This window comes from Jilunia laotingensis, from assembly GCF_014385165.1.
Classification (GTDB): domain Bacteria; phylum Bacteroidota; class Bacteroidia; order Bacteroidales; family Bacteroidaceae; genus Bacteroides; species Bacteroides laotingensis.
Map to the genome: position 1 here is coordinate 3,730,484 of NZ_JACRTF010000001.1, position 26,788 is coordinate 3,757,271.

General features: G+C 39.5%; 22 protein-coding genes. 7 read left to right on the plus strand and 15 right to left on the minus strand.

Going from position 1 to position 26,788, the window contains the following annotated elements; all coding sequences use genetic code 11:
* Positions 1-54: 54 nt before the first annotated feature.
* From H8744_RS14450 to H8744_RS14460, 3 genes are all read right to left on the minus strand, one after another.
* Positions 55-522, minus strand: a complete 468-nt coding sequence (locus tag H8744_RS14450; RefSeq protein WP_262435502.1) for a helix-turn-helix domain-containing protein — start codon at positions 520-522, stop codon at positions 55-57.
* Between the two features lie 1,155 nt (positions 523-1,677).
* Positions 1,678-2,697 carry a DNA polymerase III subunit delta gene (holA, locus tag H8744_RS14455; protein ID WP_262435503.1) on the minus strand — a complete coding sequence of 340 codons (1,020 nt, stop codon included), beginning with the start codon at positions 2,695-2,697 and terminating at the stop codon, positions 1,678-1,680.
* Positions 2,698-2,765: 68 nt separating this feature from the next.
* A complete protein-coding gene (locus H8744_RS14460) occupies positions 2,766-3,542 on the minus strand; it encodes an AMP nucleosidase (protein WP_262435504.1) in 777 nt (258 codons plus the stop codon).
* A gap of 61 nt (positions 3,543-3,603) precedes the next feature.
* Between H8744_RS14460 and H8744_RS14465 the strand changes: the two genes are divergently transcribed.
* Positions 3,604-4,053, plus strand: coding sequence for a type I restriction enzyme HsdR N-terminal domain-containing protein (locus H8744_RS14465; RefSeq protein ID WP_305067507.1), 450 nt, complete (start codon positions 3,604-3,606; stop codon positions 4,051-4,053).
* An 82-nt stretch (positions 4,054-4,135) separates the two neighbouring features.
* On the opposite strand, the gene H8744_RS14470 is transcribed toward H8744_RS14465, so the two are convergent.
* The 6 genes from H8744_RS14470 to H8744_RS14495 form a co-directional block, all read right to left on the minus strand.
* Positions 4,136-7,276: an efflux RND transporter permease subunit gene (locus H8744_RS14470; protein ID WP_262435506.1), complete on the minus strand. Its 3,141-nt coding sequence runs from the start codon at positions 7,274-7,276 to the stop codon at positions 4,136-4,138.
* Positions 7,277-7,336: 60 nt separating this feature from the next.
* Positions 7,337-8,464: an efflux RND transporter periplasmic adaptor subunit gene (locus H8744_RS14475; protein WP_262435507.1), complete on the minus strand. Its 1,128-nt coding sequence runs from the start codon at positions 8,462-8,464 to the stop codon at positions 7,337-7,339.
* Between the two features lie 32 nt (positions 8,465-8,496).
* Positions 8,497-9,891, minus strand: coding sequence for an efflux transporter outer membrane subunit (locus H8744_RS14480; RefSeq protein WP_262435508.1), 1,395 nt, complete (start codon positions 9,889-9,891; stop codon positions 8,497-8,499).
* A gap of 166 nt (positions 9,892-10,057) precedes the next feature.
* On the minus strand, positions 10,058-10,888 hold the full coding sequence (locus tag H8744_RS14485) for a zinc ribbon domain-containing protein (protein WP_262435509.1): 831 nt from the start codon (positions 10,886-10,888) through the stop codon (positions 10,058-10,060).
* Between the two features lie 6 nt (positions 10,889-10,894).
* Positions 10,895-11,989: a Nif3-like dinuclear metal center hexameric protein gene (locus H8744_RS14490; protein ID WP_262435510.1), complete on the minus strand. Its 1,095-nt coding sequence runs from the start codon at positions 11,987-11,989 to the stop codon at positions 10,895-10,897.
* A gap of 131 nt (positions 11,990-12,120) precedes the next feature.
* Positions 12,121-12,507, minus strand: coding sequence for a VOC family protein (locus H8744_RS14495; RefSeq protein WP_262435511.1), 387 nt, complete (start codon positions 12,505-12,507; stop codon positions 12,121-12,123).
* Between the two features lie 97 nt (positions 12,508-12,604).
* On the opposite strand from H8744_RS14495, the gene H8744_RS14500 reads away from it, so the two are divergent.
* Positions 12,605-13,036, plus strand: coding sequence for an N-acetyltransferase (locus H8744_RS14500; protein ID WP_262435512.1), 432 nt, complete (start codon positions 12,605-12,607; stop codon positions 13,034-13,036).
* 34 nt (positions 13,037-13,070) lie between these two features.
* A complete protein-coding gene (locus tag H8744_RS14505; RefSeq protein WP_262435513.1) occupies positions 13,071-13,523 on the plus strand; it encodes a hypothetical protein in 453 nt (150 codons plus the stop codon).
* A gap of 80 nt (positions 13,524-13,603) precedes the next feature.
* Here H8744_RS14505 and nuoE read toward each other — a convergent pair whose 3' ends face one another.
* From nuoE to H8744_RS14535, 6 genes are all read right to left on the minus strand, one after another.
* On the minus strand, positions 13,604-14,080 hold the full coding sequence (nuoE, locus tag H8744_RS14510; protein WP_305067385.1) for an NADH-quinone oxidoreductase subunit NuoE: 477 nt from the start codon (positions 14,078-14,080) through the stop codon (positions 13,604-13,606).
* An 18-nt stretch (positions 14,081-14,098) separates the two neighbouring features.
* Positions 14,099-15,865 carry an NADH-dependent [FeFe] hydrogenase, group A6 gene (locus H8744_RS14515; RefSeq protein ID WP_262435515.1) on the minus strand — a complete coding sequence of 589 codons (1,767 nt, stop codon included), beginning with the start codon at positions 15,863-15,865 and terminating at the stop codon, positions 14,099-14,101.
* Positions 15,866-15,876: 11 nt separating this feature from the next.
* Positions 15,877-17,784, minus strand: coding sequence for an NADH-quinone oxidoreductase subunit NuoF (locus H8744_RS14520; protein WP_262435516.1), 1,908 nt, complete (start codon positions 17,782-17,784; stop codon positions 15,877-15,879).
* Positions 17,785-17,962: 178 nt separating this feature from the next.
* Positions 17,963-18,247 carry a hypothetical protein gene (locus H8744_RS14525; protein ID WP_262435517.1) on the minus strand — a complete coding sequence of 95 codons (285 nt, stop codon included), beginning with the start codon at positions 18,245-18,247 and terminating at the stop codon, positions 17,963-17,965.
* Positions 18,244-19,044, minus strand: a complete 801-nt coding sequence (locus H8744_RS14530; RefSeq protein ID WP_262435518.1) for an ABC transporter permease — start codon at positions 19,042-19,044, stop codon at positions 18,244-18,246. The genes H8744_RS14525 and H8744_RS14530 overlap by 4 nt, the downstream gene beginning before the upstream one ends.
* A 37-nt stretch (positions 19,045-19,081) precedes the next feature.
* On the minus strand, positions 19,082-19,702 hold the full coding sequence (locus H8744_RS14535) for an ABC transporter ATP-binding protein (protein ID WP_262435519.1): 621 nt from the start codon (positions 19,700-19,702) through the stop codon (positions 19,082-19,084).
* A gap of 757 nt (positions 19,703-20,459) precedes the next feature.
* Here H8744_RS14535 and H8744_RS14540 point away from each other — a divergent pair.
* The 4 genes from H8744_RS14540 (at position 20,460) to H8744_RS14555 (ending at position 26,764) form a co-directional block, all read left to right on the plus strand.
* A complete protein-coding gene (locus H8744_RS14540; protein ID WP_262435520.1) occupies positions 20,460-20,990 on the plus strand; it encodes a ferredoxin domain-containing protein in 531 nt (176 codons plus the stop codon).
* Positions 20,991-21,043: 53 nt separating this feature from the next.
* Complete coding sequence (locus tag H8744_RS14545) at positions 21,044-22,081, plus strand: agmatine deiminase family protein (protein ID WP_305067508.1); 1,038 nt, start codon at positions 21,044-21,046, stop codon at positions 22,079-22,081.
* Positions 22,082-22,123: 42 nt separating this feature from the next.
* Entirely contained in the window at positions 22,124-23,008 is an 885-nt protein-coding gene (locus tag H8744_RS14550) for a carbon-nitrogen hydrolase (RefSeq protein WP_262435522.1), read from the plus strand.
* Between the two features lie 318 nt (positions 23,009-23,326).
* Complete coding sequence (locus tag H8744_RS14555) at positions 23,327-26,764, plus strand: bifunctional proline dehydrogenase/L-glutamate gamma-semialdehyde dehydrogenase (RefSeq protein WP_262435523.1); 3,438 nt, start codon at positions 23,327-23,329, stop codon at positions 26,762-26,764.
* The last annotated feature ends 24 nt before the right edge of the window (positions 26,765-26,788 follow it).

Genomic DNA, 26,788 nt, shown 5'->3' on the forward strand with positions numbered 1-26,788 from the left:
TTATATTTTGATTGCAAAGATACGGGAAAATGTGTAAACTCTCGGTTATCCTTTTTATTTTTCAGGGCGAAAGGTTTCATATGTATTATCATCGAAAAAAATTCTTATTTCAGTGATTTTTCGTGCAGGTCTTTCTTTGTATATAATCTCTTGTTTTACAATATCTTTAGGGGTGTTTAATGGCTTTTCTAAGGGGATTTCCTTGCGATTTTCTGAAATATTTGTCCCATTGCCAGAATTTAGTGGATTCTCAGAAGCGAAAAGTGGGTAATTTTCCTTTTTTGGAGATATTGAGACTTCTTCTTCACCGGTCATTGTCCCTTTTCCTGTTAAAAGCCAATCCAAACTGATATGGTTGTATTTATCATGTAGGCGCATGATAAAGTCAGTACTGGGGTATTTATTACGATCTCCCAAAGTGTGAGAAATAGTTGCTTGAGCCACTCCGATGCTTTCAGCAAATGCCGCAGCTGTCATTTGTTCATGCTCCATAATCATTTTAATTCTATCTTTAATATCCATATTTTTCTATTTTTACAAATGGCTTATATTTGTGTATATTTACATATGTGTACCTTGTACTAGGGGATTACAAAGGTAAATATATGATTTTACATTAGCAAATTAAAAGTGTGAATATTTAAAATATTACGATCGTTAATATTATATTTCGATTGTGATTTACGTTTATGGTTGTATATATGAAAAGTATATTTTATATTAAAGTGAAAGTTTATATTAAATGATTAATCATTTAATATAAAGTAGTTTACTATTTATTTATTTTCATATTTAATGATGATCACACTCGTTTACTGCTTTCATGCATAAATAATTGTATCTTTTATTGAGTATAATATTATAATTTAGTGATTTATAGTATTATAGTTGCAATAGATAGAAATGTTAACCATCTTATTATTACATATGTTTATCAGGATTATTTTTTGCGATACATCTATATTATAAACGTGAATCGGTTGTGATTATTTCGATTGTGATATATTTCAATCGTTAATAGTATTGTTGTTAATTTAATTATTTACATAAGTAAATAATTGTCAGAGGTAATGAATTAAATATCATCAATAAAACTCTGCTATACAAATAAAAATTATTTACTTATATATCAAATATTCCTTTTTAATTAAAAATCTCTGTAACTTTTATATACAATCTTACATATGCTTTCTTTTTTTTGATTCTATAGATGTTAATAAATAATTAATCTATTGATATTCATAATATTGTGATCACTTATTGTAATGATTTTAGAATGTAATATAGGTTTAAGTTTTAAATGGTATATTGTATATATTTGAAAATAAATGATTAATGATTGTGATGTGTAGAATAAGTATGGAAATATATTGAACTTAATCAATATATATATTATTAGATCATAAACTATTTTCGTTTAATTATAGAGTTTATTATTTGTTCATTTAAGATATACTTAAAAGAGAAATAAAGATTATGTATTCAGATTTTTATAGAAAGGTATTTTTTGAAATAGATGAGGATATGTATTATGATATGTTCACTTTTTTGATGCCTATATACACCCTATAATGAAGCAAGATGATAGGGTTAGGGTGAAGATCAAATAGGCATCAAGGTTACGGACAAATTCAAAATTTACATAGTGAAAATTTAGATGTGTAGTATTAGGTTTAATTAGTGGAGAATATTAAACACCAATTCGCGAAGAATATCTCCATCATTTGCAGAGTTGTTATTTATACCTTTGGATTTTGCATCTGCATATCGTATTTCCCCAATAATTTGCATGACCTTTACTCCACTGTAACGTCGCATAGCAATGAGATAATCTCGGGCAGCCCAAGGAGATCTTAATCCTAACCAATTAGCTATTCCTTGTTCTGTTTTTTCAGGAGAATAATATGCTAGCATTAAATTAGAGTAAAATCCAAAAAGCAAAGAGAGACTCATTTGAATAGGATTGGTTTTTGGATTTTCTTCAAAGTATTTTATTATTTTATTTGCTTTGAGAATATCTTTTTCTACTAAAGCGCTACGTAATTCGAAATTATTATAGTCTTTACTAATACCTATGTTCCGCTCTATTTGTTCTGGTGTAATACGGTGCTGTCCTACAGGAAGTGTGATGATAAGTTTCTCCAATTCTCCCGTTAAACGGCTCAGGTCAGTACCTACAAAATCAGCCAGCATAGCGGTTGCCTTTGGATCCATATCAATCCCCTTTTTCTTCATATATGAACTGGTAAAAGCAGGTAGCTGTGATTCTTTTATCTTTTTCGATTCAAATAAAATACCTGTCTTTTCAACTTCTGCAGCTAATTTTTTTCTTTTATCTAAAACTCCGTGCTTATGACATACGACAAGTATCGTTGAAGGTAGTGGCTTCTGTAAATAGAAAGATAATTCATCAATATTACGAATGGCTTGTGCTTCTTTTACAACTACAACTTGATACTTTGACATCATCGGATAGCGTTTAGCAGCATTTATCACAGTAGCCACATCAACATCTGCACCATATAGAATGGTTAGATTAAATTCTTTTTCAGTTTCAGTCAATACATTTTCTGTGATGTAATCAGTGATCAAGTCGATATAGTATGATTCTTCCCCCATTAAGTAATAAATAGGGCGATATTGCATTGCCCTCAATTCTTTGAGGATATCATCGCAACTCAGTTCTTGTTTTGCCATTGATATAAAATTTATGAATTGAAAGTTTCTTGAGATTTTCCTTCAAGAAACTTTAGTTTGTTTTATGTTTACCAATCAAACTTTAGGTGTTTTACTGTTTTTTTCTCATCAATAATCATACGTAGAGAATCAATTCCTATTTTTACATGTTCCTCTACATAGTTTTGGGTAACTATATTGTCACTTTTATCAGTTTTTACACCTTCGGGAATCATAGGTTGATCAGAAACTAATAACAATGCTCCTGTCGGTATGTGGTTGGCAAAACCGCAACTGAATAAAGTTGCAGTTTCCATATCAACGGCCATGGCGCGGGTCTTTTTCAGATATTCCTTAAAGGCATCATCGTGTTCCCAAATACGGCGGTTTGTGGTGTAAACAGTTCCTGTCCAATAATCACGCGCGTAGTCACGGATAGAAGAAGATACGGCACGTTGGAGCATAAATGCTGGCAATGCAGGCACTTCTGGGGGAAAATAATCGTTCGAAGTTCCTTCACCACGAATTGCAGCGATTGGTAAAATAAGGTCGCCTATTTTGTTTTTTTTATCAATACCACCGCATTTACCTAAAAACAGACAAGCTTTAGGATGAATGGCGCTTAATAGGTCCATGATAATGGCCGCATTGGGGCTTCCCATACCAAAATTGATGATGGTAATGCCATCTGCACTGGCGGATATCATGTTTGCATCTCGTCCTAATATAGGTACGTTAAATTTTTCGGCAAATATTTCTACATACTTGTTGAAGTTTGTCAACAAAATATATTCTCCAAAATCCTCTAAACTACGTTTTGTATACCGGGGTAACCAATTGGTTACGATTTCTTCTTTTGTTTTCATAAGATTCATTAAATTTGTGCGCTCTTTAAAAGAGCCATTATTTAACTTACAAAAATACGAAATGTTATCGTTAAACTTACCTATCTTTGATACAAAAATAGTGTCACGAAACGGAAAAAATGTTATTTTCGATGTGATTCGTAAACGATATGTTGCCTTGACACCTGAAGAATGGGTACGGCAACATTTTGTTCATTTTCTTATTAACTATAAAGAATACCCGAGCGCGTTAATGGCTAATGAGGTATTACTCAATTTAAATGGTACAAAGAAACGTTGTGATACCGTATTATACCGAAGGGATCTAACAGCAAGGATGATTATAGAATACAAAGCACCACATATCAATATAACACAAGCTGTATTTGATCAGATAACCCGTTATAATTTGGTATTGAGAGTTGATTATTTGATAGTAAGTAATGGTATGCATCACTATTGTTGTAAGATGGATTATAATAATCAGTGTTATACATTTCTTGATGATATTCCGGATTATAAAGTATTATGAGTATTTATAGCAAGAAGAATTGGAATACAAATTACCGAAATAATGGATATATGATAATGTAATTTGTATTCCAATTCTTTTTTTATTTTACAGTTTCGTTAGTTTGCGTATTTTTTTTCTTGCGTGAGAATCGTTCCTGCCACTTTTGCATTAATTCATAGAAGCTCGGAATATAAATTGTGGCGAGAATGGTATTCATTGCCATTCCGAATACAACTGCAGCTCCTAGGGCGATGCGGCTTTCTGCACCTGCACCGGTTGCAAATAGCAAAGGCATTACTCCTAATACAAAGGCAAAGGATGTCATTAAGATAGGTCTTAACCGTACATGTCCTGCTTCATATGCTGCATCCCTGATCGAATTTCCTTCTGCTCTGAAATCTCGAGCAAACTCTACGATAAGAATACCGTTTTTTGCTGAAAGAGCAATAAGTAAGATTATTCCGATTTGAGTATAGATACTTACGGGTGTTCCCATAATGAAACAACCGATCATTGCACCTAATAAAGCGACTGGTAATCCCATGATTGCAGCTATCGGGCTGGTCCAACTTTCATATTGAGCTGCTAATACAAGGAAGGCTACTAATAATGCCATAAGGAAAACGATGGTTGTTGTACTTCCTGCCTGTGTTTCTTGGTAAGCGACAGAAGTCCATTCATAACCAAACTCTCCTCCTAATTGCTCGCTAATTAATTCCTGCATTTGCTGGATACCTTCTCCAGAAGAATGTCCGGGAGCGACATTACATGTTACTGCGGCTGTTTGGTACATATTATAACGATTAATTTGATCCTGTCCCAGTTGTTCTTCTAATTGAGTGAAGGATGAGAAAGGCACCATCTCTCCTTTTTCATTTGGAACACTGAGTTTCATTACATCGTCAATTACCTTTTGGGATTGATCACTTGCTTCTATTTTTACTTGATAGATCCGACCGAATTGTACATAGTCATTTACATAGGCTGCCCCCATGTAATAGCCTAATGTAGAAAAAACTTGGTTCAATTGGATACCCATAAATTGTACCTTGTCTCGATCGATATTCAGAAAATATTGCGGGACGTTAGCCTGATATTGACTACTGACAGAGGCTAATGCTGGTTTGGAGCGATAATTAGTTAGTAAAGTGCCAATAGCCTGTTGCATTTCTGTTGGTCCTAGGTTGCGGGTATCTTCCAGTTGTAATTGCAAACCTCCGGTAGCTCCGAGTCCAGGTATAGCAGGTGGCACCATTGCAAAAATTTGAGCTTCTTGTATACCATATGCCATTTCATTGAACCGTTGAACTACTGCAGCAGCTGTGTGTTCTTTGCCTTTTCTATCTCCCCATGGTTTTAGAACAACAAAATAGGTTCCTGAGTTACTCTGTTCGCCACCCATAATTGAGAAACCGGAAATTCCGATATAGTTTTTCACTTCCGGATAAGTATCAAGGATTGCATTAATCTGTTTTCCAACAGCTTGGGTACGTTCCAAACTAGATGCGGGTGGCAGTTGTACAACAGCGATAAAGTATCCGTCGTCTTCATCAGGAACGAAAGTAGACGGCCATTTTGTAAATAATAAGATTGCTATGGCAGTGAAGACAGCATATGAAATAAAAGCCGTTACCGGTCGTTCCAATAGCCATTTCACTATACGGTCATATAGTCCTTGCGTTTTATCATATGCTTTATTAAACCCTCTATAAATAAAAAATTTAGATGGTTTACTCTTGGTTAGAAATAAAGCGCAAAGTGCAGGTGTTAAAGTTAATGAGTTAAATCCACTGAGTACTGTAGAGGCAGCAATGGTTAAGGCAAATTGTTTATACAATTGTCCGGAAATACCACTGATCAGCGTTGTCGGAATAAAAACAGCTAGAAGTACGAGTACCACACCAACAATGGGACCGGTGATTTCTCCCATCGCTTTCGTTACAGCCTCACGTGGAGAATATTGACCGGTTTCCAACAGCCGTGAAGCATTTTCTACTACCACTATGGCATCATCTACTACAATTGCTACAGCTAATATTAAACCGAATAATGTCAAAGTATTTATAGAGAATCCCAAAGCAGCCATTACTGCAAGTGTACCGATGAGAGATACAGGAATGGTAAGGCATGGAATAATGACAGCACGCCAGTTTTGCAGGAACAGAAATATGACAAGTACTACCAATAAAGTTGTTTCGAGAAAAGTTACTAATACTTCGTTGATAGATTCGTTGATGACATCTGTTGTATCTAATGTAACACTATATTCAACTCCTGAAGGAAAGTTGGTGGCAAGCTCTTGCATTTTGGCCTTTACACCTTTTGATACATCCAATGAATTGGAACCAGGTTGTTGATAAATAGCAATCGCAGCCGTTGGCTTACCACGAAGTTGGGAAACAACATTGTAAGATCCTGAACCGAGATCTATACGTGCTACATCTTTTAATCGGAGCATCCTCCCTCCTTCCTCACTTCGAAGAATGATATTCCCGAATTCATTGGGAGAAGAAAGTCGTCCCTTCACACTTAAACTATACTGAAATGCATTCGTATTATTTTTCCCAATAGGTTGACCAACAGTTCCAGCACTAACTTCCATATTTTGAGCCTGAATAGCCTGATAGACTTCTGCCGGAGAAATACCACGAATGCGCATTGCCTCAGGATCTAACCAAATACGCATGGAATAATCTCCTGCACCCATTACGTTGACGGCACCAACTCCAGGGACTCGTGTTAATTGATCTACTAAGTTCAGTTTAGCATAATTAGTTAAATAAAGTCCATTATAAATAGAATCTTGGGCAGACATTGTAAGGAACATAACGATATTTGACGATTGCTTTTGTACTGTGACCCCCTGTACTATTACAGGCTCGGGAAGCGAGGATTGAGCGACACTTACCCGATTCTGTACTTGTACTGTTGCCATATCCACATCCGTACCTACTGCAAAAGTAATAGTTAATGAATATGCACCTGATGATGATGAAGTGGATGACATATAAAGCATTCCATCGACACCGTTAACTTGTTGTTCAATGGGGATACCTACTGTTTGAGCTACAGTCTCGGCATTTGCTCCAGGGTAGAAAGCAGAGACCTGTACAGTGGGTGGTGTTATGTCTGGAAATTGCGCAACAGGCAATATATTTAGTGTCACCAGACCTGCTACCACAATAATAAGTGCCAGAACAGTAGCAAAAATAGGTCGGTTGATGAAGAATTTTGAAAACATAAGTCAATAATTAAAAAGGTTGTTGAATAGAGTTATTAATGAGGACAGATACTTCTGACCTTATTTGGAAGAAGGATGTATCTTCATTCCATCTCTTACTTTCATCAATGCTTTTGTAACATATCGTTCTTGTGGGGATAAGCCACTGGTAATTTGTTGTAAAGTATCTTCTATAAGCTGTCCAACGGTAACATGACGGTAATTTACAATATCTGAGTCATTTACGACATAGAGATATCTTCCTAATTGATCTGTACCGATTGAAGCGGAGTTGACTAATAGAGCCTGTTTTTGTTCACCATAAGGAAGAGTAATGCTGACATATAATCCGCTTTTGAGCAATCCATCCGGATTTTCAAGGTTGGCCCGGATCGTAAGTGTTCCTGTATTGATATCAACATTAGGTGATAAATAGTCAAGTGTACCCGGATAAGTCTGGCTTCCGTCTTTACCCAACTTTACGGTTACATTTTTAGGAAGCTGTGACATTTCGTTATTAACTCCTGTTCTGAGATTGTTACTCATTAACATTGCAAGCCATTGATTGTCTGCAACATTGAAGTAAGTATACATCTTGTTATCTTTATAAAGAGTAGCTAACGTAACAGGTTGTATGGCAGCACTGATATAGCTACCGATATCGACTGTATTCCGGCTGACGGTTCCGTCAAAAGGAGCCCGGATATAACAATATCCCAAATTCGTACGAGCCGTGTTTAAAGCTGCTTCAGCATTACTTACTGCAGCAGTTTCTTCTGCGACTGCCGATTCGGCTTGTAACACTTGTATTCTGCTGACCGCATCACTTTTTAAAGCTTCTCGCATTCGGGTATAGTTATTTCGTGCATAAGTCAGTTGGGCTTGTGCTGTTTTAAGCGCAGCTTCTGCTTGTGTTACATTATCTTTGTAGATGGTCGGTTCGATGATAAACAAAAGTTGTCCCTTTTTTACTTTGCTTCCTGGAGAAAAGGAAGTCGCTTGCAATGTACCGTTTACACGGGCGACCAGATCTACAGTTTGTTCTGCAGTTAAATAACCCGGATAATCTTGGGTGAGTACGATATCTTTGATAATGGGTTTGGCTACGCTTATTTCAGGTATAGGCATCGTCCTTCCGGTAGCTTCTTTTTTATTTCCACAACCTGTAAGAAGTGGCAAAACGAGGAGGATATACATTAGTTTTTTCATAATCCGTAATTTATTATTCTTAATTCATAAAATCAATTATTCCACCCTCCACCTAATGCTTGATAAAGGGCAATCAACTGTAACAAAGAATTCCCTCGCGCTTGTACAAGTTGATTCTCATAACTTAATAATGAACGTTGTGCGTCCAACACATTTTGGAAAGGAGTGAGACCTTGTTTATAAAGATCCAGAGACAAGGTTAATGTTTCTTGTCCTTGATTACGTACTTCACGCAAGGCAACGATTTCCTTTATGGAATTGCTGTATGAAGTCATTGCATTTTCTGTTTCCTGAATAGCAGTTAAAACAGTCTGATTGAATTGATTGATAGATTCATCCAATTGTGCTTTGGCCAATTTAGTGGCATTCATCAATTTCCCTCCACTGAATATAGTCCAAGTCAAAGAAGGGGCTATTTCATATGTGAAACTTTTATGGTTAGACATGTCTTTAAAATCCTTTGATGAAAATCCAATAGCTCCTTTAAGAAAGACCTGTGGCAACCAATCTGATTTAGATGCCCCTACTAGTGCAGCCTGAGCGTTAACTTGCCGTTCGGCACTCCGTATATCAGGCCTTCTCATTAGCAGGTCAGCTGGTAAACCAATGCTTATTGGTTCCATGTAATCGGGTAAATCCCCTATCCGCTCAAGTGAAGGACGTATTTCTTGTGGATACATTCCCAGTAATACAGCTAATGTATTGACATATTGGTTAATACCTGATTCCAGTTGCGGAATGGATGCTTTAGTACTATAATATACAGATTTTGCTTGTGCTACATCAAGTTTTGAGACGAGGCCTGTATTAAATCTTACTTCCGTGATTTTTAGTACAGCGGCTTGCGAAGCACAATTCTTTTCTACCACTTGTAATTCTTGTTGCAGCTCTCTCAAGTTGATGTATGCTGAAGCAACTTGTGCTGACAAAGAGACCATTACAGCAGTATACTCTTCTTTGCTGGCGGCAAAAGTTTCTTTTTGCGCCTTTACGCGTTGCCGGATACTCCCAAAAAGATCCAGTTCCCAGTTCATGTTTAAAGTAGCATCATAATAATGTTGTGTTGATTGAGGTAGTTCGCTGATAGTACCGCTTGTTTGTTGTTTAGTCCATCCTGCATTTATACCTAGTGAAGGGAAGAAACTGCTTCGTTCCATTCGTAAATTGGCTTTTGCCATATTCATTCGATCAATAGCGGTTAGAACGGAGTAATTTTGGTCTATAGCAATGGCAATTAGCGAATCTAAAGTCTGATCTCCAAATGATTTCCACCATTGATCATTTACAGGAAGCATTTGTTGAAACACTTCTCCCCCCTCCTCCCACGATGAAGGTAAAGGGGTATCCAAATAACGATTCGTTGTCTGTGCTGATGCTACAGCATAAAGAAACATAAAGAGCAGTAAGCTCCACATACGTATATTCATAAGCTTAGGCTATTAAGAAATGAAAAGGAAACAACTAAATTATGAGTTTGTTTATGAAAAGGTTGGGTTTGTGAGGCTATAGTACTTATAGTAGGCAGATAATAAAAAAGAGGGTGTATAGACCCTCTTTTTGTTGTGATGTATAAAAGTATTTTAGATATATCTATTATTCAGCGCTCTTTCTGCGAATAGCTCTTTTGGTGGTTGGAGCTGGAACTTCTTCTAATTTTGGGGCAATTTCTACTCCTGCTAATTCCGGGTCTATCATAATGCGTCCACAGTATTCGCAAACTATCACCTTTTTGCGTGAGCGTATATCCAACTGTCTCTGAGGTGGAATCTTGTTGAAGCATCCACCACAGGCATCACGTTGCACATATACGATACCCAAACCGTTGCGTGAGTTCTTACGTATACGTTTGAAAGATTGCAATAGGCGTGGTTCTATTTTTGTTTCTAGGTCTTTTGCTTTATCTCTCAATTTTTCTTCTTCCTGCTTAGTCTCAGAGATAATTTCATCCAACTCGTTTTTCTTCTGGTCAAGATCTTTCTGCCTCTCTTCCAATGCAAGATTGCTTTTTGCTACTTCTTCTGATTTTTCTTGTTCTTCAGCAGTAAATTCCTTGATTCTTTTTTCACAGAGTTCTATTTCCAGTGTCTGGAATTCAATTTCTTTCGTAAGAAAATCATATTCGCGATTGTTACGCACATTGTCCTGTTGTGACTTATATTTCTCGACCGAAGCTTTGGCGGTTTCGATCTCTACTCTTTTACCCGCAATAGCTGATTTTAATTCATCTACTTCAGCTTTGATCTTATCAATACGAGTGCTTAAACCAGCGATTTCGTCTTCAAGATCCTGTACTTCCAAAGGAAGTTCACCTCTTAAAGTCTTGATTTTATCAATTTCAGATAGCATGGTTTGTAATTGGAATAAAGTTTTTAACTTTTGCTCCACGGTCAACTCATTTGGATCTTTTTTTGCTTCTTTAGCCATATTACTTTATAAATATTTTATGGGATTCGTGTTCACTTTACTCAATTGGAGTGTAAAATTAGGAAATAAACCCCGGATTATGGAATAAAAAATTTCTTTTGTATACTGTTCACTTTCGTAGTGTCCGATCTCTGCTATCAGAATATCAGATTCATGACCGAAATAATCATGATATTTAATTTCTCCAGTAATAAAAACATCTGCTCTATTACGAATAGCTAATGGTAATAAGAAGGCACCTGCTCCACCACATAAAGCAACGGTTTGAATTTCTCGGCCGGTCAATTTATTATGTTTCAAGCATCCGACTTCGAATATTTTCTTGATGCGTTTCAAAAATTCCAATTCACTTTCAGGAGCTTCTAACTCACCTATTATTCCGGCACCGACCTGTATCCAAGAATTCTGTAACGGATAAATATCAAATGCCGGTTCTTCATAAGGATGAGCTGAAATCAAAGCACGTATGACTTCTCCTCTTTTATATACGGGAAAAATGGTTTCAATTCGCACTTCCTTTTCATTATGTAGTTCTCCAATGGTTCCGGAAAAAGGATTTGCTCCTTCTTGGGCACGGAATGTCCCCTCTCCTTCAATGTTGTAACTGCACGAGTCATAGTTCCCTATATGACCGCATCCAACAGAGAACAGAGCATTACGAACCATTTCAGCTTGTGCTAGTGGTACAAATGTTACCAATTTTACCAAGCAGTTTTCTTTAGGCTCGAGGATACGGACATTTTTAAGTCCTATCTTTTCAGCTATTTTGAAGTTCACTCCTTCAGATACATTATCTAAGTTCGTATGAGCCGAATAAATAACAATATCGTTTTTTATTGCTTTAAAGATACAGCGCTCTATATAATCTTTTCCTGTAATTGATTTATATCCTTTAAAGATAAGAGGGTGATGCGATATAACAAGGTTCAATCCGGATACTATCGCTTCATCCAGTACGGCTTCAGTAACGTCAAGACACAACAAAGCCCCTGTTGCTTCCGCATCTGTCAGTCCGATTTGCAGGCCGGCATTATCAAATCCGTCTTGCAATGGCAGAGGCGCGAATCGTTCAAGGGCGCTTACTATTTCCTTAATTTTCATTATTTGCAGAAAATTTGGATGCAAATATAAGGAAAAAATAGAAGGTATGTATTACTTTTATCGTTTTTTAGTACATACTAGTCGGAACTTGTATTTATGTGGAAACTTTTGAAGGAGATCATTAAGTAGTGCTAAATAGTGATTTCGACGATATTCCCATCTGGGTCTAGTATGGCACTCTCAAAAAATCCATCACCTGTAATGCGTGGCTCACTGGCGATTGTAAAACCGTCTTTACGCAGTTGTTCGGTAAGTTTAAGTACAGTTTCCTTACTTCCTGTCGAAAAAGAAAAGTGAGCTAATCCTATACTTGGGACAGTGTGTTGATGTGTTGTGATATCCTTTCTGCGCATAATTTCTATTTGAGCCCCTCCTGATTTGAAACTAATAAGATAAGATTCAAAACCTTTTAGTGAATTTACATATTTTTCATTACTAATACCATTGAAGTAACGGATATAGAAATTCTTCAGTTCTTCCAGCTGGGCTGTCCATAGGGCAATGTGATGAATGTGCATAGATGTTTCGTTTAATTATTATGGTTAATCATTAAATGATTGTATCTTTGCAAAGATAAGTAAAGTTCAGAATGAACCAATTGATTAAAGTCAAAATATGATAAGATGTTATAGTTCTCAGGATACTGACAGAGTGGTGCGTATTTGGCTGGAAGCTTCAATCCTTGCTCATCATTTTGTTCCCGCTTTGTACTGGATTGGAAAAGAAGAGGATATGCGTAATCAATATCTGCCACTTAGCCAAATATATGTATTCGAGGAGGAAGAAAGTAAAGTTGTGCAAGGTTTTGTTGCAATGGTGAACAACTATCTGGCTGCACTGTTTGTGATACCGGAAGTACAAGGAAGAGGCATCGGCAGATCGTTGATGGAGTATGTCAAAGCATTACATGGAGAAATAACATTGAGGGTATACGTTAAAAATGAACATGCTGTTCTGTTTTATGAGAAATTGGGATATGATATCATTGAAGAACAGTTGGACATAGAAACCGGAGAAAGAGAATATGTAATGAAGTGGGAAAAGTAATTGTTTTTATTATCAATATATTAACTAATAACGAATGAGAAAGATTTTATTATTTTTATTATTAGCTACTCTCTTGAGTGCTTGCGATAACGATTCTGATTCAAACTGGAACAATCGTCCGGGTTGGGAGGATAATCAAAATTGGGAAGTGTATACTATTACAATTAATGCTAAAGATTGGCAATTAGTAGGAGATGTAAACGGGGATAATTCTTTCTATAGATGTATTGTGGATGATCGGTATCTGGATCAGAATATTTTTGATAACGGTAGTGTGATGGTCTATTTGATACAATATGACGGAAATACTCCTGTGCAAACTCCGTTGCCCTACATAATGCATTATGCTGATGGTGACAATTTATGGACGGAAACTTTTTCATACGATTACAGTGTAGGGTCACTGGCCTTTTATGTAACCTATAGTGATTTTTTTACAGAAAACAAGCCCGGTACATGTCAATTTAAGGTTGTGATGCATTGGTAAATATACAAGCGAGCCGTATCCTTAGATGTTTTTCAATCAATAGGATACGGCTCTCTGCTTTTTTAATCAGATTTTATTCTTTATTCAAGTTCATCCAGTATTTTCTTTATATCAACCGGTTGAAGCCGGCCATATACTTTCTCTCCAATCATGACTACCGGTGCAAGTCCGCAGGCTCCTACACAGCGTAAACAATCTAGTGAAAATTTGCCGTCAGGTGTTGTTTCTCCTACTTCAATACCAAGTACACGTTTAAACTCTTCCAGTAATTTTTCGGATCCTCTTACATAACAAGCTGTTCCCATACATACGGAGATAGGGTGTTTGCCTTTGGGAGTCATCGTAAAAAAAGTATAGAAGGTTACAACTCCGTAAACTTTCGATACGGGAATATTAAGTTTATGGGCAATAATACGCTGCATCTCTTCAGGCAGATAACCTTGAAGGTGTTGTGCTTCGTGGAGAATATTGATAAGTTCTCCCGGATCGTTTCCATGTTTATCGCAGATAGCTTTTACTTCTTCAGCTACCATACATGCTAATTTTATATCTGACATAGTTCTATCCTTAATTTGTTAATCAATCGCCTTATTGAAATAATGAGTATGCAAAAGCATATGTGCTTTTTCGCTTAGAGGTTTCCCTAGATATTCTTCATACAATTTTTGAATATAGGGATTCTCATGTGATTTGCGTATGGGCTTATTTGCATCTTCTTCGTATAAAGCTTTAGAGCGTGCGTATAAAATATCAGTCTGTCCATGATGAAGTGGTTGTCCTCCTCCACCGATACATCCACCGGGACAAGCCATAATTTCAATAGCATGATATTCATTATTGCCATTCCGGATGTCTTCTAGAAGATGTCTGGCATTTCCCAAACCATGTGCGATGCCTACTTTCAGTTCAAAACCATTCAGATTGATAACTGCCCGGCGTACACCGTCCATACCTCTGACATTTTCGAAGTTTACATTCTCTAAAGTCTGCCCGGTGTAGATTTCATAAACAGATCGTAAGGCAGCTTCCATTACTCCACCAGTAGTTCCGAATATAACACTCGCCCCTGTTGATTCTCCCATAGGTTGGTCGAACTCGCTGTCCGGCAACAATTGGAAACCGATATTGGCACGTTTTATTAGTCTTGCCAACTCGCGTGTACTGATAGAATAATCCACATCAGGATTACCGTTTGTTTTGAATTCATCCCGGTCACATTCGTACTTCTTAGCCAAACAGGGCATGATAGATACTACAATTAACTTTTCGCGAGGGATTCCCATTTTTTCAGCCCAGTATGATTTAGCTATTGAACCGAACATCTGTTGGGGAGAACGGGCTGTTGAAGGAATATTCAACATATCCGGGAAATGATGTTCAAAAAAGTTTACCCATGCCGGACAGCAAGATGTCAATATGGGGAGGCAAACTTCTTTATCTCCATCAAGGAAACGAGTTAGTCTTTCTAATACTTCCGCTCCTTCTTCCATAATGGTGAGATCAGCCGCGAAGTCGGTGTCAAATACATAATTAAATCCCAATTCGCGTAAAGCATAAACCATCTTTCCCGTAACAGATGTTCCGGCCGGCATCCCGAATTCCTCCCCTAGAGCCACTCTGACAGCAGGGGCAGTCTGCACAATTACTATTTTATCCGGATTTTCCAAATCTTCCAATAAACGGTTGGTATGGTCGTGTTCGGTCAAGGCTCCAACCGGACAAACCGCTACACACTGCCCACAATAAGTACATTCACTTTCACCCATTTTCTTATCAAAAGCAGGTGCGATGGTCGTGTTGAATCCTCTTCTTACCGCTCCAAGGGCACCAACGGTTTGTACATCATTACATACACTTTCACAGCGCCTACAGAAGATACATTTATCCATATTACGTACGATAGAGGTTGTCACTTCGCGTTTTCTTAACGAGAGTTCTCCTCCATTAAATGGCATTTCGCGTACATTGAAGCGTAGTGCTAGATTCTGTAATTCACAATTACCGGATTTCGGGCAAGTAAGGCAGTCGTTCGGATGGTCGGATAAAATGAGTTCGGCTACTACTTTTCGGGCATTCATAACTCTTAAAGTACTGGTACGAACTACCATCCCTTCTGTGCAACGAGTAGCACACGAAGGTGCTAAGTTTTTTCTTCCTTCTACTTCGACTACACAGATTCGGCAGGAAGCAGGATTATTTTTTATACAGGTTCCTTTGAGATCAATGTGGCAAAGTGTAGGTATAGATATACCTATTTCTGTTGCAGCCTCCAGTATGGTTGTACCTTGAGGAACTGTGATTGAATGCCCATCTATTTGCAGTGTTACTTTTTTTGTTTCCATAGTCTTGATGATTAACAAACAGAGATTGCTTTAAATTTACAACGTGCCATACACATTCCACATTTAATACATTTTTCCGGAAGAATGGTATGAGGTTTACGTGGCAAGCCTGTGATGGCATCTGCCGGACAATTCTTTGCGCACAAATGACATCCTATGCATAGATCAGGATTAATATAATAGGTCAATAGTGATTTACACTGTTTTGCGCGGCATGTTTTGTCATGTACATGTTCCACGTACTCGTCATAGAAGTTATCGAGTGTCGATAATACCGGATTAGGAGAAGTTTGTCCGAGTCCGCAAAGAGCTGTATCTTTTATCACCTTGCCTAATGTTTGTAGGGTTTGCAGATCTTTTTCGGTGGCTTTTCCTTCTGTTATCTTGTTCAACAATTCTAGCAATCGCTTATTTCCAATACGGCAAGGTGTACATTTTCCACAAGATTCTTCTACTGTAAAGTCGAGGAAGAAACGAGCCACGGAAACCATACAGTCGTCCTCGTCCATGACAATCATACCTCCTGATCCCATCATGGAACCTACTGCAAGCAGGTTATCAAAGTCAATGGGTGTATCAAGATGCTTTTCCGTAAGGCAACCTCCGGAAGGTCCTCCGGTTTGTACAGCTTTGAATTTCTTTCCTCCTTTAATGCCTCCGCCAATTTCGTAGATAACCTCACGTAACGTAGTTCCCATAGGAACCTCGATTAATCCTACATTATTGATTTTTCCAGCCAAGGCGAAAACTTTTGTTCCTTTAGAACGTTCGGTTCCGATGGCAGAGAACCATTCCGCACCTTTCGTCAATATAATAGGTACATTGGCCAATGTTTCCACATTGTTTACATTGGTAGGCTTGCCCTGATAACCGGCTTCGGCAGGGAACGGTGGTTTTAAAGTGGGTTCTCCCCTCTTTCCTTCCATTGAATGGATTAGCGCGGTCTCTTCACCGCACACAAACGCTCCTGCGCCATATCTTATCTCAATATCAAAACTAAAGTCAGTGCCTAAGATATGACCACCTAGCAAACCGTACTCTCGGGCTTGGGCGATGGCTGTTTTCAGTCGGTGTATTGCCAAAGGGTATTCTGCACGTATATACACCAATCCTTTTGACGCTCCGATGGAATATCCGCATAAAGCCATAGCTTCTATAATAGAGTGAGGGTCACCTTCCATGATAGAACGATCCATAAATGCTCCGGGGTCACCTTCATCCGCATTACAAACTACATATTTTATATCGGACTTTTGTTTACTTGCCAACTCCCACTTCAAGCCGGTAGGGAAACCACCGCCCCCTCGTCCACGCAAACCGGCACGTTTTATCACGTCAATGACATCTGCCGGAGTATGGTTTAACAGATAGTCCGCTAAAGCCGAGTATCCGTTTCTTGCTATGTATTCTTCTATATTTTCAGGATCAATGAATCCGCAATTACGTAGTGCAATGCGCATTTGTTTCCGGTAGAAATCCATGTGCTTTGAATCGCTGACCTCTTTCTCGCTTTTTGGGTCGATGTAAAGCAATCGTTCGATTCTTTTCCCTCCTATAATGTGTACTTTCACTATCTCTTCGGCATCTTCCGGAGTCACTTGTATATAGAAAGTGTTATCGGGGATGATTTTTACGATAGGACCTTTTTCGCAGAAGCCAAAGCATCCGGTGGTGATAACCTCTACTTTGTCTGCTATCCCATTTTCTTCGAGGAGTCTGTTCAGATTGTCTGCGATGTCATGGCTTGATGATGCTTTACATCCTGTACCACCGCAGATCAAAATCTGTAAATGTTGTGAACCAAGAGCTAAGCCACAGCTTTGTTCAGCTACTTTCTCGTTGCTCTCTTCACGTAGAAGGAGTGCTGTTTCAGCACTCTTTCTGATCTTTTCAAGATCGTGGATTGAAAGTATTTTCATTCGTACTAAATATAAGTTCGAAGCAAATATAGCGATTCGGTTTCTTATAAAGAAAGATTTTATGCGAAATATTAAAAAGAAAGTAAAATGGGAGGGAATTTGCGCTCTTTTTAGATATGTTTGTATACTCCGGATTGCAAAATGGGTATATAGTTATCATTAAGATAGTGTGTTGGCTCTACTGTCGGATATTCTTCCTTATTCTGAGGGCAACTTTATTTTTCAGGGCATATCTTTCATCCACTACCCTATCTGTAGGAAAGAAAGTGAAAATAATTCTCCATTCTTTCTCTTGGTAGGCAAATTTCCGCACAGCTGATCCTTGGCGAATTTGTTCTAACTTTTCTTGAATAAAGATTTCTATTCCTAAAGGTAATGAATCTCCTTCTCGTGTTACCTCTGACGTAATAAAAAATCCGGGAGATGGTAGTCTACTGACCAAATCTAAAATCTGCTCTATCATTTTTTCTCTTTCTTTTCGACCATAACTTGCAGGAGCTTGCCGTACGAATCGAACGATTTGCGGGATGCTAGTGAAATGGTGATCATCAAGGAAAGCATGGAGGCCGTGAAGGTGATAACCATAATCATCATTTGGTATTTGATTGCCACGTTCGGACTACTGCCACCTAATATTTGCCCAATCATTGTGCCGGGAAGGGCTACTAGGCCCATAACGGCAATATTGGCAATTAACGGGCTGAAAGATTTTATGATAGCCTGTTTTATAAATGGCGCTTGTGCTTCCTGACGGGTAGCTCCGTTTCCCAAAAGATAGCGATAGAGTTGTTCTTCCCGCTTCAATCCGCTATAGTAAGTGTTCAGGGCAATTACATTACTTGAAAGCATATTTCCCATAAGGATACCGAAAATAGGAATGAAATATTGCGCACTGAATACATTGTCCAGTCGCAACACTATACCGATGAAATACATGCCGACAAGTACAACGCTGCATAGAAAACCTGTACTGATAGGAATCAGCAGGATTTGCCGTTTTAAACCGGTACGCACCAAAGCGGTTTGTCCAGCTACGAATATCATTACTATCACCCATAAGAAGTTGATCCATGGATTATTCCACAGGAATAAATATTTCAGATACATTCCAATAAGGAAAAGTTGTACAATCATACGGGCTGTACCTATGAGGGTTGCTTTTACCAATCCGGTTTTGAATTTCCAAAGATAAAATACTGGTATTGCTAATAGTAGCAATCCTGTTAACAGACTGAAATAGGATATATCGATTGTCCCCATATGTTTATTTACAATTCATTATTATTATGTGATCATTTTACAACTCTATCAGTTGGTTACAACCGTGGGCAAAGACTTTATCGTGTGAGACAGCCAATACAGCAGTCCCTGTTTCTGCTTGATGGCGAAAAAATGAAAGCACTTTATCTGTTGAACCTGAATCCAGTGCGGATGTCGGTTCATCGACGATGATCAATGGCTTTTTTAATAGAGCCGCTACCGCAATCATAATACGTTGCCGTTGCCCACCGGACACTTCTACTACTCGCTTGTTATATAATTCTTTGTCTAATCCCAATGTCTCGAAACATCCGAAAAGTTTTACTTCCGAAAATGAAACGGATCTGTTAGCCTTTAGTTCAAAAGGTAATCGTACCATATCCTTCACCCATTCGGTAGGTAAGGCAAGTTCCTGAGGGATCCAAGCTATTTGTTTTCGGATAGTATCAATCGTATTTTTGTTTAGTTGCAGGCCACTTACAGTGATCGTCCCTTCCTTAAGGGGGACAAACCCCATAATTGCATTAAGGAGAGAACTTTTCCCTCGTCCCGATTCACCTGATATACAGGCTGTTTCACCTTTGTTTAATTGCATACAGAATCCGGAGAATAATACTTCTTCCCCGAAAGCGATGCATGCGTTGTCAATTTGCAGCATTTTATTACGTAAATCTATCTTTCGGCAAAGTTAATTAAAATGGAGCAGTTTCGATACGATCGACAGGGAAAATAGTGATTTTAAGATATAAGAGGACTTATAAAATATAAACCTCCGATGTTTCCACGGAAGCACCGGAGGTTCGAGTATATCTTAACTCGGGGTTATTGTCGAAATGAGTACACCTGACATTGAATAGATAAATACCGGGACATCTTTTTCTACTCCACTAATTGTGATCGTATTTCTGTTAACAAAGACTTCAACCCCACTTGTTATTGGTGAATTGATTCCAGATGGATCATTTACTGTTACATTGCACATAGCTTTAAATTCGCCATCAACTGTCTTAAACATGACATCTATAGTATAGGTTTAAACCTTTCATGTCATAAGTTATAAACCTTCTGGTGTAAAGGTTTAAAGATACTATGTCAAACATGGGGATGTTTCACTGCGAAACACCCCCATGTATTACTGTTAAACATCCCCATGTTTGACAGTGAAACACCCCCATGTTTAACAACGGATCCCGGTGAGATAAATAGTGAAGCTTATAACTAAACATGGGATATGTCTGCATGTAACGATATCCGCCTCGTTATTGTGTACCAGTCTGCATTATTATGAATGAGGCAAACTCTACTTTTTCAAGAGGTGTATAGTCGGGTAGTATGCAAAATTGATACTATTTTAATATGATAACCCCGGGAATGTTTTTATCTTTGTTCCTTGGTTTTAAATAAGTGTAAGAATCATGATACTGAATGAACGGAATATTCGCCATGAGCATGCAATCGAAGTGGCAAAACAAATGATGACAGCCGCCCGTACTGCTCCTAAAGGAAAGGGAATAGATATTATTGAAATCGTCCTGATCGAGGGCGAGCATCTCAAAACTCTTTCGAATAAGATGATTGCAATGGTCGACGAGCATGGAATGAAATTCTTCCTGCGCGATGCGGCCAACATTCTTCAGGCTGAATGTGTGATACTGATAGGAACCCGTGAACAAGCCCAAGGGTTGAATTGCGGGCATTGTGGATATGCCACATGTACGGCACGTCCCGCGGGAGTGCCTTGTGCCATCAATTGTACGGATGTCGGGATTGCCATTGGCTCTGCTTGTGCGATGGCGGCAGACTTGCGGGTGGATACCCGCGTTATGTTCTCTGCCGGGTTGGCTGCGCAACGGCTTAACTGGCTGGAAGGGTGCGGACAAGTATATGCCATCCCTGTGAGTGCTTCTTCAAAAAATCCTTTTTTCGACCGGAAACCGAAAGAGTAATCCGGCTGTTTTGAATATATTATATTATAAAGGCTTTAATTGTGAATAAACGAATGGGAACAATTACCGGATCATCTTTTTTACCTGCCGAATGGTATCCGCAGAGTGGCATACAACTTACATGGCCTCATGCCGCTACCGATTGGAATTATATGTTGGAAGAAGTGCAGGCATGCTTTTTAGATATAGCCCGCGAAATCGCCCGAAGGCAGAAACTGCTAATCGTTTCACCCGATCCGGATGCGGTGGAACGACAAATTATGTCTACCGTAAACATGGACAATGTCCGTTTTCTTATGTGCGAAACCAATGATACCTGGGCACGCGATCACGGGGCTATTACGATGCTTGACGAAGCAACCCCTCTCCTTCTCGATTTTACATTTAACGGCTGGGGATTGAAATTTGCTTCTGATAAAGACAACCAAATTACTCGCTGTGCCGTGGAGCAAGGTGCCATTCAAGGTGAATACGTGAACCGTTTGGGATTTGTGCTTGAGGGTGGCTCCATTGAAAGTGACGGGATGGGTACGTTGCTGACAACTACCGAATGTTTGCTTTCGCCCAACCGGAACGGGCAAATGAACAAAGCGGAAATAGAAGACTACTTGAAACGGGTCTTCAGACTTCAGCAAGTGCTTTGGCTGGATCACGGCTATTTGGCAGGAGACGACACGGACAGTCATATCGATACGTTGGCGCGGCTATGTCCGGATGATACCATCGTTTATGTGCAATGTAGGGATATAGGAGATGAACATTACGAAGCACTTCAAGCTATGGAGGAACAACTCAAGACTTTCCGTACATTAAAAGGGCAGCCCTATCGTCTGTTAGCTTTGCCAATGGCGGATGAAATTATAACAGATGGAGAACGTTTGCCCGCAACATATGCTAATTTTTTGATTCTGAACGATGCAGTACTTTATCCTACTTACAATCAGCCGGTGAAGGACCGCTATGCAGGAAAGGTATTGCAGGAGGCATTCCCCCGTTACGAAATAATAGGTATCGACTGCCGTGCATTGATTAGGCAACACGGATCTCTGCATTGCGTGACTATGCAATATCCTGCGGGTGTGATCCGGTAGTTTTATGAATCGTTTCAATCACTTTTAACTGTATATATAATAATGAGAACAATAAAAGCCGGTCTGATACAACAGGCCAATACGGAAGATGTCAAGACGAATCTGATGAATCTGGCAAAAAGCATAGAGACATGCGCTGCCCAAGGCGCACAACTTATTGTTTTGCAAGAACTGCATAATTCCTTGTATTTCTGCCAAACGGAAAGTACGGAGCTTTTTGACCTGGCGGAACCGATTCCCGGTCCTTCTACCGGATTCTATTCGGAATTAGCAGCTGCGAATCAGGTTGTGCTGGTGACTTCCCTTTTTGAGAAGCGCGCTCCGGGATTATATCACAATACGGCTGTCGTCTTCGACCGTGACGGAAGCATTGCCGGGAAATATCGCAAAATGCATATCCCCGATGATCCGGCTTATTATGAAAAATTCTATTTTACGCCCGGTGATATCGGTTTTGAACCGGTTCAGACTTCCCTAGGAAAACTGGGGGTTCTTGTTTGTTGGGATCAATGGTATCCGGAAGCAGCACGTCTGATGGCATTAAAAGGAGCCGAAATATTGATTTATCCGACAGCTATCGGTTGGGAAAGTTCGGATACCGAAGAGGAAAAAGCAAGGCAGTTGAACGCATGGATTATCTCTCAGCGCGGCCATGCCGTAGCTAACGGACTTCCTGTGATCTCCGTCAACCGTGTCGGTTATGAACCCGATCCGTCGATGCAGACAAACGGAATCCTTTTCTGGGGCAACAGTTTCGTGGTGGGGCCGCAAGGAGAGTTCTTGGCACAGGCAAGTAATGAATATCCGGAAAATATAGTTGTTGAAATCGATATGGAACGGTCGGAGAATGTGCGCCGTTGGTGGCCATTCCTGCGGGATCGAAGGATCGACGAATATGAAGGACTGACAAAGCGTTTTTTGGATTAAACTTCGAAATGAAATAAATTCCCACTATTTACTTTGAAAATAAAAGAATTAGAGTATATTTGCATCTATTCGGTTACACTTTCAAAGTAAATAGATTTATGGGCAGAAAACTTCCTTTTGACCGGTTTTCACAGCAAGCTCTCCAGACCTTGCACCGGTATCGTGCCGTTATGTTCAGTCCCACCTTTATCTTCTGTTCGTAGAGCCCGTTTAACTTTCCTTTCCTCAAAATAAGGCTGAGTAAAATTTAAATGAACTCTTAGATTGGCGAATGTTTTTTTAATCTTAAGTCATTTACCCGCTAAACAGAAGTAGATTATGGACAATAGACCTACCATAGCAGAAGTACAAGAATGGGTACTGAAGCTGTATAACGCATGTGAGCAAACCATCACCAATGAAGAACGCAAAGAACAGCACAAGTATGCTGTTATGGTCCAACGTCCTCAGGATAAAAAATTCCTGGTGAAAATGTTGGATGAATCCTCTCAAATTCGCGATCGTAAGAAACTGGCCGCACGTATTAAGACGTTGATCGACCGTTACGGGATACCTGAATTCTTGAATCAACGCGATGCTTTCCTTTTCAAAATATACCAGCTTTTCGGATACCATTTCGATTTTATTGCCATCCCCATTATTAAGAAGCGTTTGCGTATGGATACCTCCAAAGTGATTTTGGACGAAGCGCGCCCTAAGCTGACTGAGCATCTGGCTACCCGGGCTAGACAGCATATCGGGCAAAATGTAAATCTCTTAGGGGAAGTTGTTTTAGGCAACGGAGAAGCCGATCACCGTTATAATCATTATTTGGAAGCTCTGGAAGCACCGGATATAAACTATATCTCGGTAAAAATCTCCGGAATATATGCCCAGACACATGCATTGAATTATGAGGAAAGTTTTCCGGAATTGGTAAAACGCATGTCTGCGCTTTATCAGAAAGCTATCGACTTCCCGTATGTAGATGAGCATGGTGTGAAACATGCCAAGTTTGTCAATTTGGATATGGAAGAATATAAAGATGCACATTTCACGATGCGTCTTTTTAAAACCGTACTCAGTAGACCGGAGTTTAAGAATTATTCAGCCGGTATTGTCGTACAGGCTTATTTGCCGGATGCTTACGACTTACAAACGGAATTGCTCGAGTTTGCCAAAGGACGTTTTGCCGAAGGAGGCGCTCCTCTGAAGATGCGCATAGTGAAAGGTTGCAACTTGGAAATGGAGACAGTCATCTCATCTTTACGTGGTTGGCCGAATCCGATTCGACCGAGTAAAACAGATGTCGATGCCAACTACCTGCATCTGTTGGAACGCGCTTTATTGCCTGAAAATGCCAAAGCGTTACATTTGGGAGTAGCCTCTCATAATTTATTTACCATTGCTTACGCCTACCTGCTGAGTCAGAAACTGGGAAGTTCAGAATTTATGACTTTTGAAATGTTGGAAGGTATGGCAGACCATGTTTGGCGCGCGCAATCTCAGTTGGGTAATCAGGTCATTTTATATGCTCCGGTGGTTAAAGATGAGCATTTCTTGAACGCTGTCTCCTATTTGGTGCGTCGGATGGATGAAAATACGGCACCGGACAACTTCTTGACTCACTCATTTAATTTGAAACCGGATACGGACACTTGGCGGTTCCTCCAAAAACAGTTTGAAGATGCTTACCGTCTGAAAGATTCTTTGGATCACACTCCTACCCGGGTACAAAATCGACTGGAGGCTTACATACCCTTGCCACCTGCAGATGCCATGCGGAATGAGCCTGACACTGATTTTGATCTGTTGCCGAATCAAGAATGGGTAAGACGGATATTTACCCGTTGGAAAAAGTCGCTTCCAGATCATCCGGAGATTATTCCATTGCAGATCGGCAATGAAACTGTGGTTTGCGATAGACGTCACCGATATATGGATCGTTGTCAAAATGACGAGGTCTGTGTTTGTGAAATGTCTCAGGCGAACACCGAGCAGGTCAACCGAATTATAGATATTGCGGAAAAAGATCCTGCTGGATGGCAAGGCACGACTTTGGAAGAACGCCATCGCATCATGTATGAAGCAGCCAATCGATTGGCAGAAATGCGTGGTGATCTGATCGGTTGCATGTGTGCTGTCACGGGTAAGACTGTTGTAGAAGGAGATGTTGAGGTTTCGGAGGGCATTGATTATGCACGCTTTTATACTACTGAAATGAAAAAATTTATGGATTTGGCTGACGTGGATATTTCTCCGAAGGGAACCGTATTAGTTATCTCTCCCTGGAACTTCCCGTGCGCCATTCCCATTGGAGGCATTGTGGCGGCACTTGCAGGAGGGAATACCGTTATTCTGAAACCGGCAACAGTTGCTGCACCTGTTGCTTGGATGTTTGCCAAGGCATTCTGGGATGCAGGTGTTCCTAAAGAGACCCTGCAGGTACTCATTACTGACCGCGAAGCTTTAAAAGTATTGACAACCGCCCCTGCTATCAAACATATAATATTGACAGGAGGAACTGATACGGCCCAAAACATTGCACGCAGCAATCCCGCCACTCCTCTATCAGCAGAGACAGGTGGTAAAAATGTAATCATACTGACTGCGTCGGGTGACAGGGATCATGCGATTATGAATATCGTGGCTTCCGCCTTCGGAAATGCTGGACAGAAATGTTCTGCATGTTCATTGCTTTTGGTAGAACGTTCGGTGTACGAGGATAAGAATTTCCAAGATAAGCTGAAAGATGCTGCAACAAGTCTGAAAGTGGGCAGTGTATGGGAAGCTGGGAATATAGTCGGACCGATGATTACCAACCAAAATGATAAATTGCTGAAGGCGTTGGAACTCGAACCGGGTGAATCGTGGTTGGTGCCGCCTCGTTTTATCGATGAAAAAAGGTATATCCTTGCTCCTACCGTAAAATGGGGTGTCAAACCGAGAAACTATTCATTCGGGACAGAATTGTTTGGTCCGATGCTGAGTGTAGCCTGCATAGACGACCTGCAACATGGGATTGACTTGGTGAATAGTCTTGATTACGGGTTGACTTCCGGTTTGCAAAGTCTTGATGAAAATGAGCAGAAACTTTGGAAAAATTCGGTTTTGGCTGGTAACTTATACATCAATCGTGGAATTACAGGGGCTATTGTCAATCGCCAACCTTTTGGTGGTATGAAACTTTCTGCTTTTGGGGGAGGTATAAAGGCAGGAGGTCCCAACTATTGCACTTGTTTTGTAAATATCACGGATAAACCGGACAGTAAAACAGATTATAAACAGAGTTACCGCCAAGCTTATGAGATGGAATTTGCACATGCACGTGATGTTAATAACCTCTACGGTGAACAAAATGTTTTCCGATATCTACCTTTGAAAAATATGGTACTCCGTTTATTTCCAGGTGACAGCATTGAGAGTGCCAAAATGATTGCCTATGCGGCAAAAATTTGTCGTACTCCCTTGACTATTAGTTTTGCACCGGATAATGACCGTACTGCAGAATTATCTTCGACCGGTTGTCAGCTTCGAAAGGAGACGCAGAATGAATTTATACGTTCGATGAAAAACTATGAACGTGTCCGTACCTGCGGACCGGATATTCCGATGGAAATATATAAAGAAGCCGCAGCAATTGACAAATACATTGCAACAGTACCGCCTGTTAAGGATGGGCGGATAGAACTGATCCATTATATCAAGGAACAAAGTATTTCATTTGAATATCATCGTTATGGAAGTATATCTGAAATTCCTCCGGTTGAGGAATAAAAAGAAGGAATGGAGAATTATCTC

Excerpts from the sequence above, each read along its gene's own strand:
- H8744_RS14450 (WP_262435502.1), bottom strand. The coding sequence starts at position 522 with ATGGATATTAAAGATAGAATTAAAATGATTATGGAGCATGAACAAATG.
- holA (WP_262435503.1), bottom strand. The coding sequence starts at position 2,697 with ATGGCAAAACAAGAACTGAGTTGCGATGATATCCTCAAAGAATTGAGG.
- H8744_RS14460 (WP_262435504.1), bottom strand. The coding sequence starts at position 3,542 with ATGAAAACAAAAGAAGAAATCGTAACCAATTGGTTACCCCGGTATACA.
- H8744_RS14465 (WP_305067507.1), top strand. The coding sequence starts at position 3,604 with ATGTTATCGTTAAACTTACCTATCTTTGATACAAAAATAGTGTCACGA.
- H8744_RS14470 (WP_262435506.1), bottom strand. The coding sequence starts at position 7,276 with ATGTTTTCAAAATTCTTCATCAACCGACCTATTTTTGCTACTGTTCTG.
- H8744_RS14475 (WP_262435507.1), bottom strand. The coding sequence starts at position 8,464 with ATGAAAAAACTAATGTATATCCTCCTCGTTTTGCCACTTCTTACAGGT.
- H8744_RS14480 (WP_262435508.1), bottom strand. The coding sequence starts at position 9,891 with ATGAATATACGTATGTGGAGCTTACTGCTCTTTATGTTTCTTTATGCT.
- H8744_RS14485 (WP_262435509.1), bottom strand. The coding sequence starts at position 10,888 with ATGGCTAAAGAAGCAAAAAAAGATCCAAATGAGTTGACCGTGGAGCAA.
- H8744_RS14490 (WP_262435510.1), bottom strand. The coding sequence starts at position 11,989 with ATGAAAATTAAGGAAATAGTAAGCGCCCTTGAACGATTCGCGCCTCTG.
- H8744_RS14495 (WP_262435511.1), bottom strand. The coding sequence starts at position 12,507 with ATGCACATTCATCACATTGCCCTATGGACAGCCCAGCTGGAAGAACTG.
- H8744_RS14500 (WP_262435512.1), top strand. The coding sequence starts at position 12,605 with ATGATAAGATGTTATAGTTCTCAGGATACTGACAGAGTGGTGCGTATT.
- H8744_RS14505 (WP_262435513.1), top strand. The coding sequence starts at position 13,071 with ATGAGAAAGATTTTATTATTTTTATTATTAGCTACTCTCTTGAGTGCT.
- nuoE (WP_305067385.1), bottom strand. The coding sequence starts at position 14,080 with ATGTCAGATATAAAATTAGCATGTATGGTAGCTGAAGAAGTAAAAGCT.
- H8744_RS14515 (WP_262435515.1), bottom strand. The coding sequence starts at position 15,865 with ATGGAAACAAAAAAAGTAACACTGCAAATAGATGGGCATTCAATCACA.
- H8744_RS14520 (WP_262435516.1), bottom strand. The coding sequence starts at position 17,784 with ATGAAAATACTTTCAATCCACGATCTTGAAAAGATCAGAAAGAGTGCT.
- H8744_RS14525 (WP_262435517.1), bottom strand. The coding sequence starts at position 18,247 with ATGATAGAGCAGATTTTAGATTTGGTCAGTAGACTACCATCTCCCGGA.
- H8744_RS14530 (WP_262435518.1), bottom strand. The coding sequence starts at position 19,044 with ATGGGGACAATCGATATATCCTATTTCAGTCTGTTAACAGGATTGCTA.
- H8744_RS14535 (WP_262435519.1), bottom strand. The coding sequence starts at position 19,702 with ATGCTGCAAATTGACAACGCATGCATCGCTTTCGGGGAAGAAGTATTA.
- H8744_RS14540 (WP_262435520.1), top strand. The coding sequence starts at position 20,460 with ATGATACTGAATGAACGGAATATTCGCCATGAGCATGCAATCGAAGTG.
- H8744_RS14545 (WP_305067508.1), top strand. The coding sequence starts at position 21,044 with ATGGGAACAATTACCGGATCATCTTTTTTACCTGCCGAATGGTATCCG.
- H8744_RS14550 (WP_262435522.1), top strand. The coding sequence starts at position 22,124 with ATGAGAACAATAAAAGCCGGTCTGATACAACAGGCCAATACGGAAGAT.
- H8744_RS14555 (WP_262435523.1), top strand. The coding sequence starts at position 23,327 with ATGGACAATAGACCTACCATAGCAGAAGTACAAGAATGGGTACTGAAG.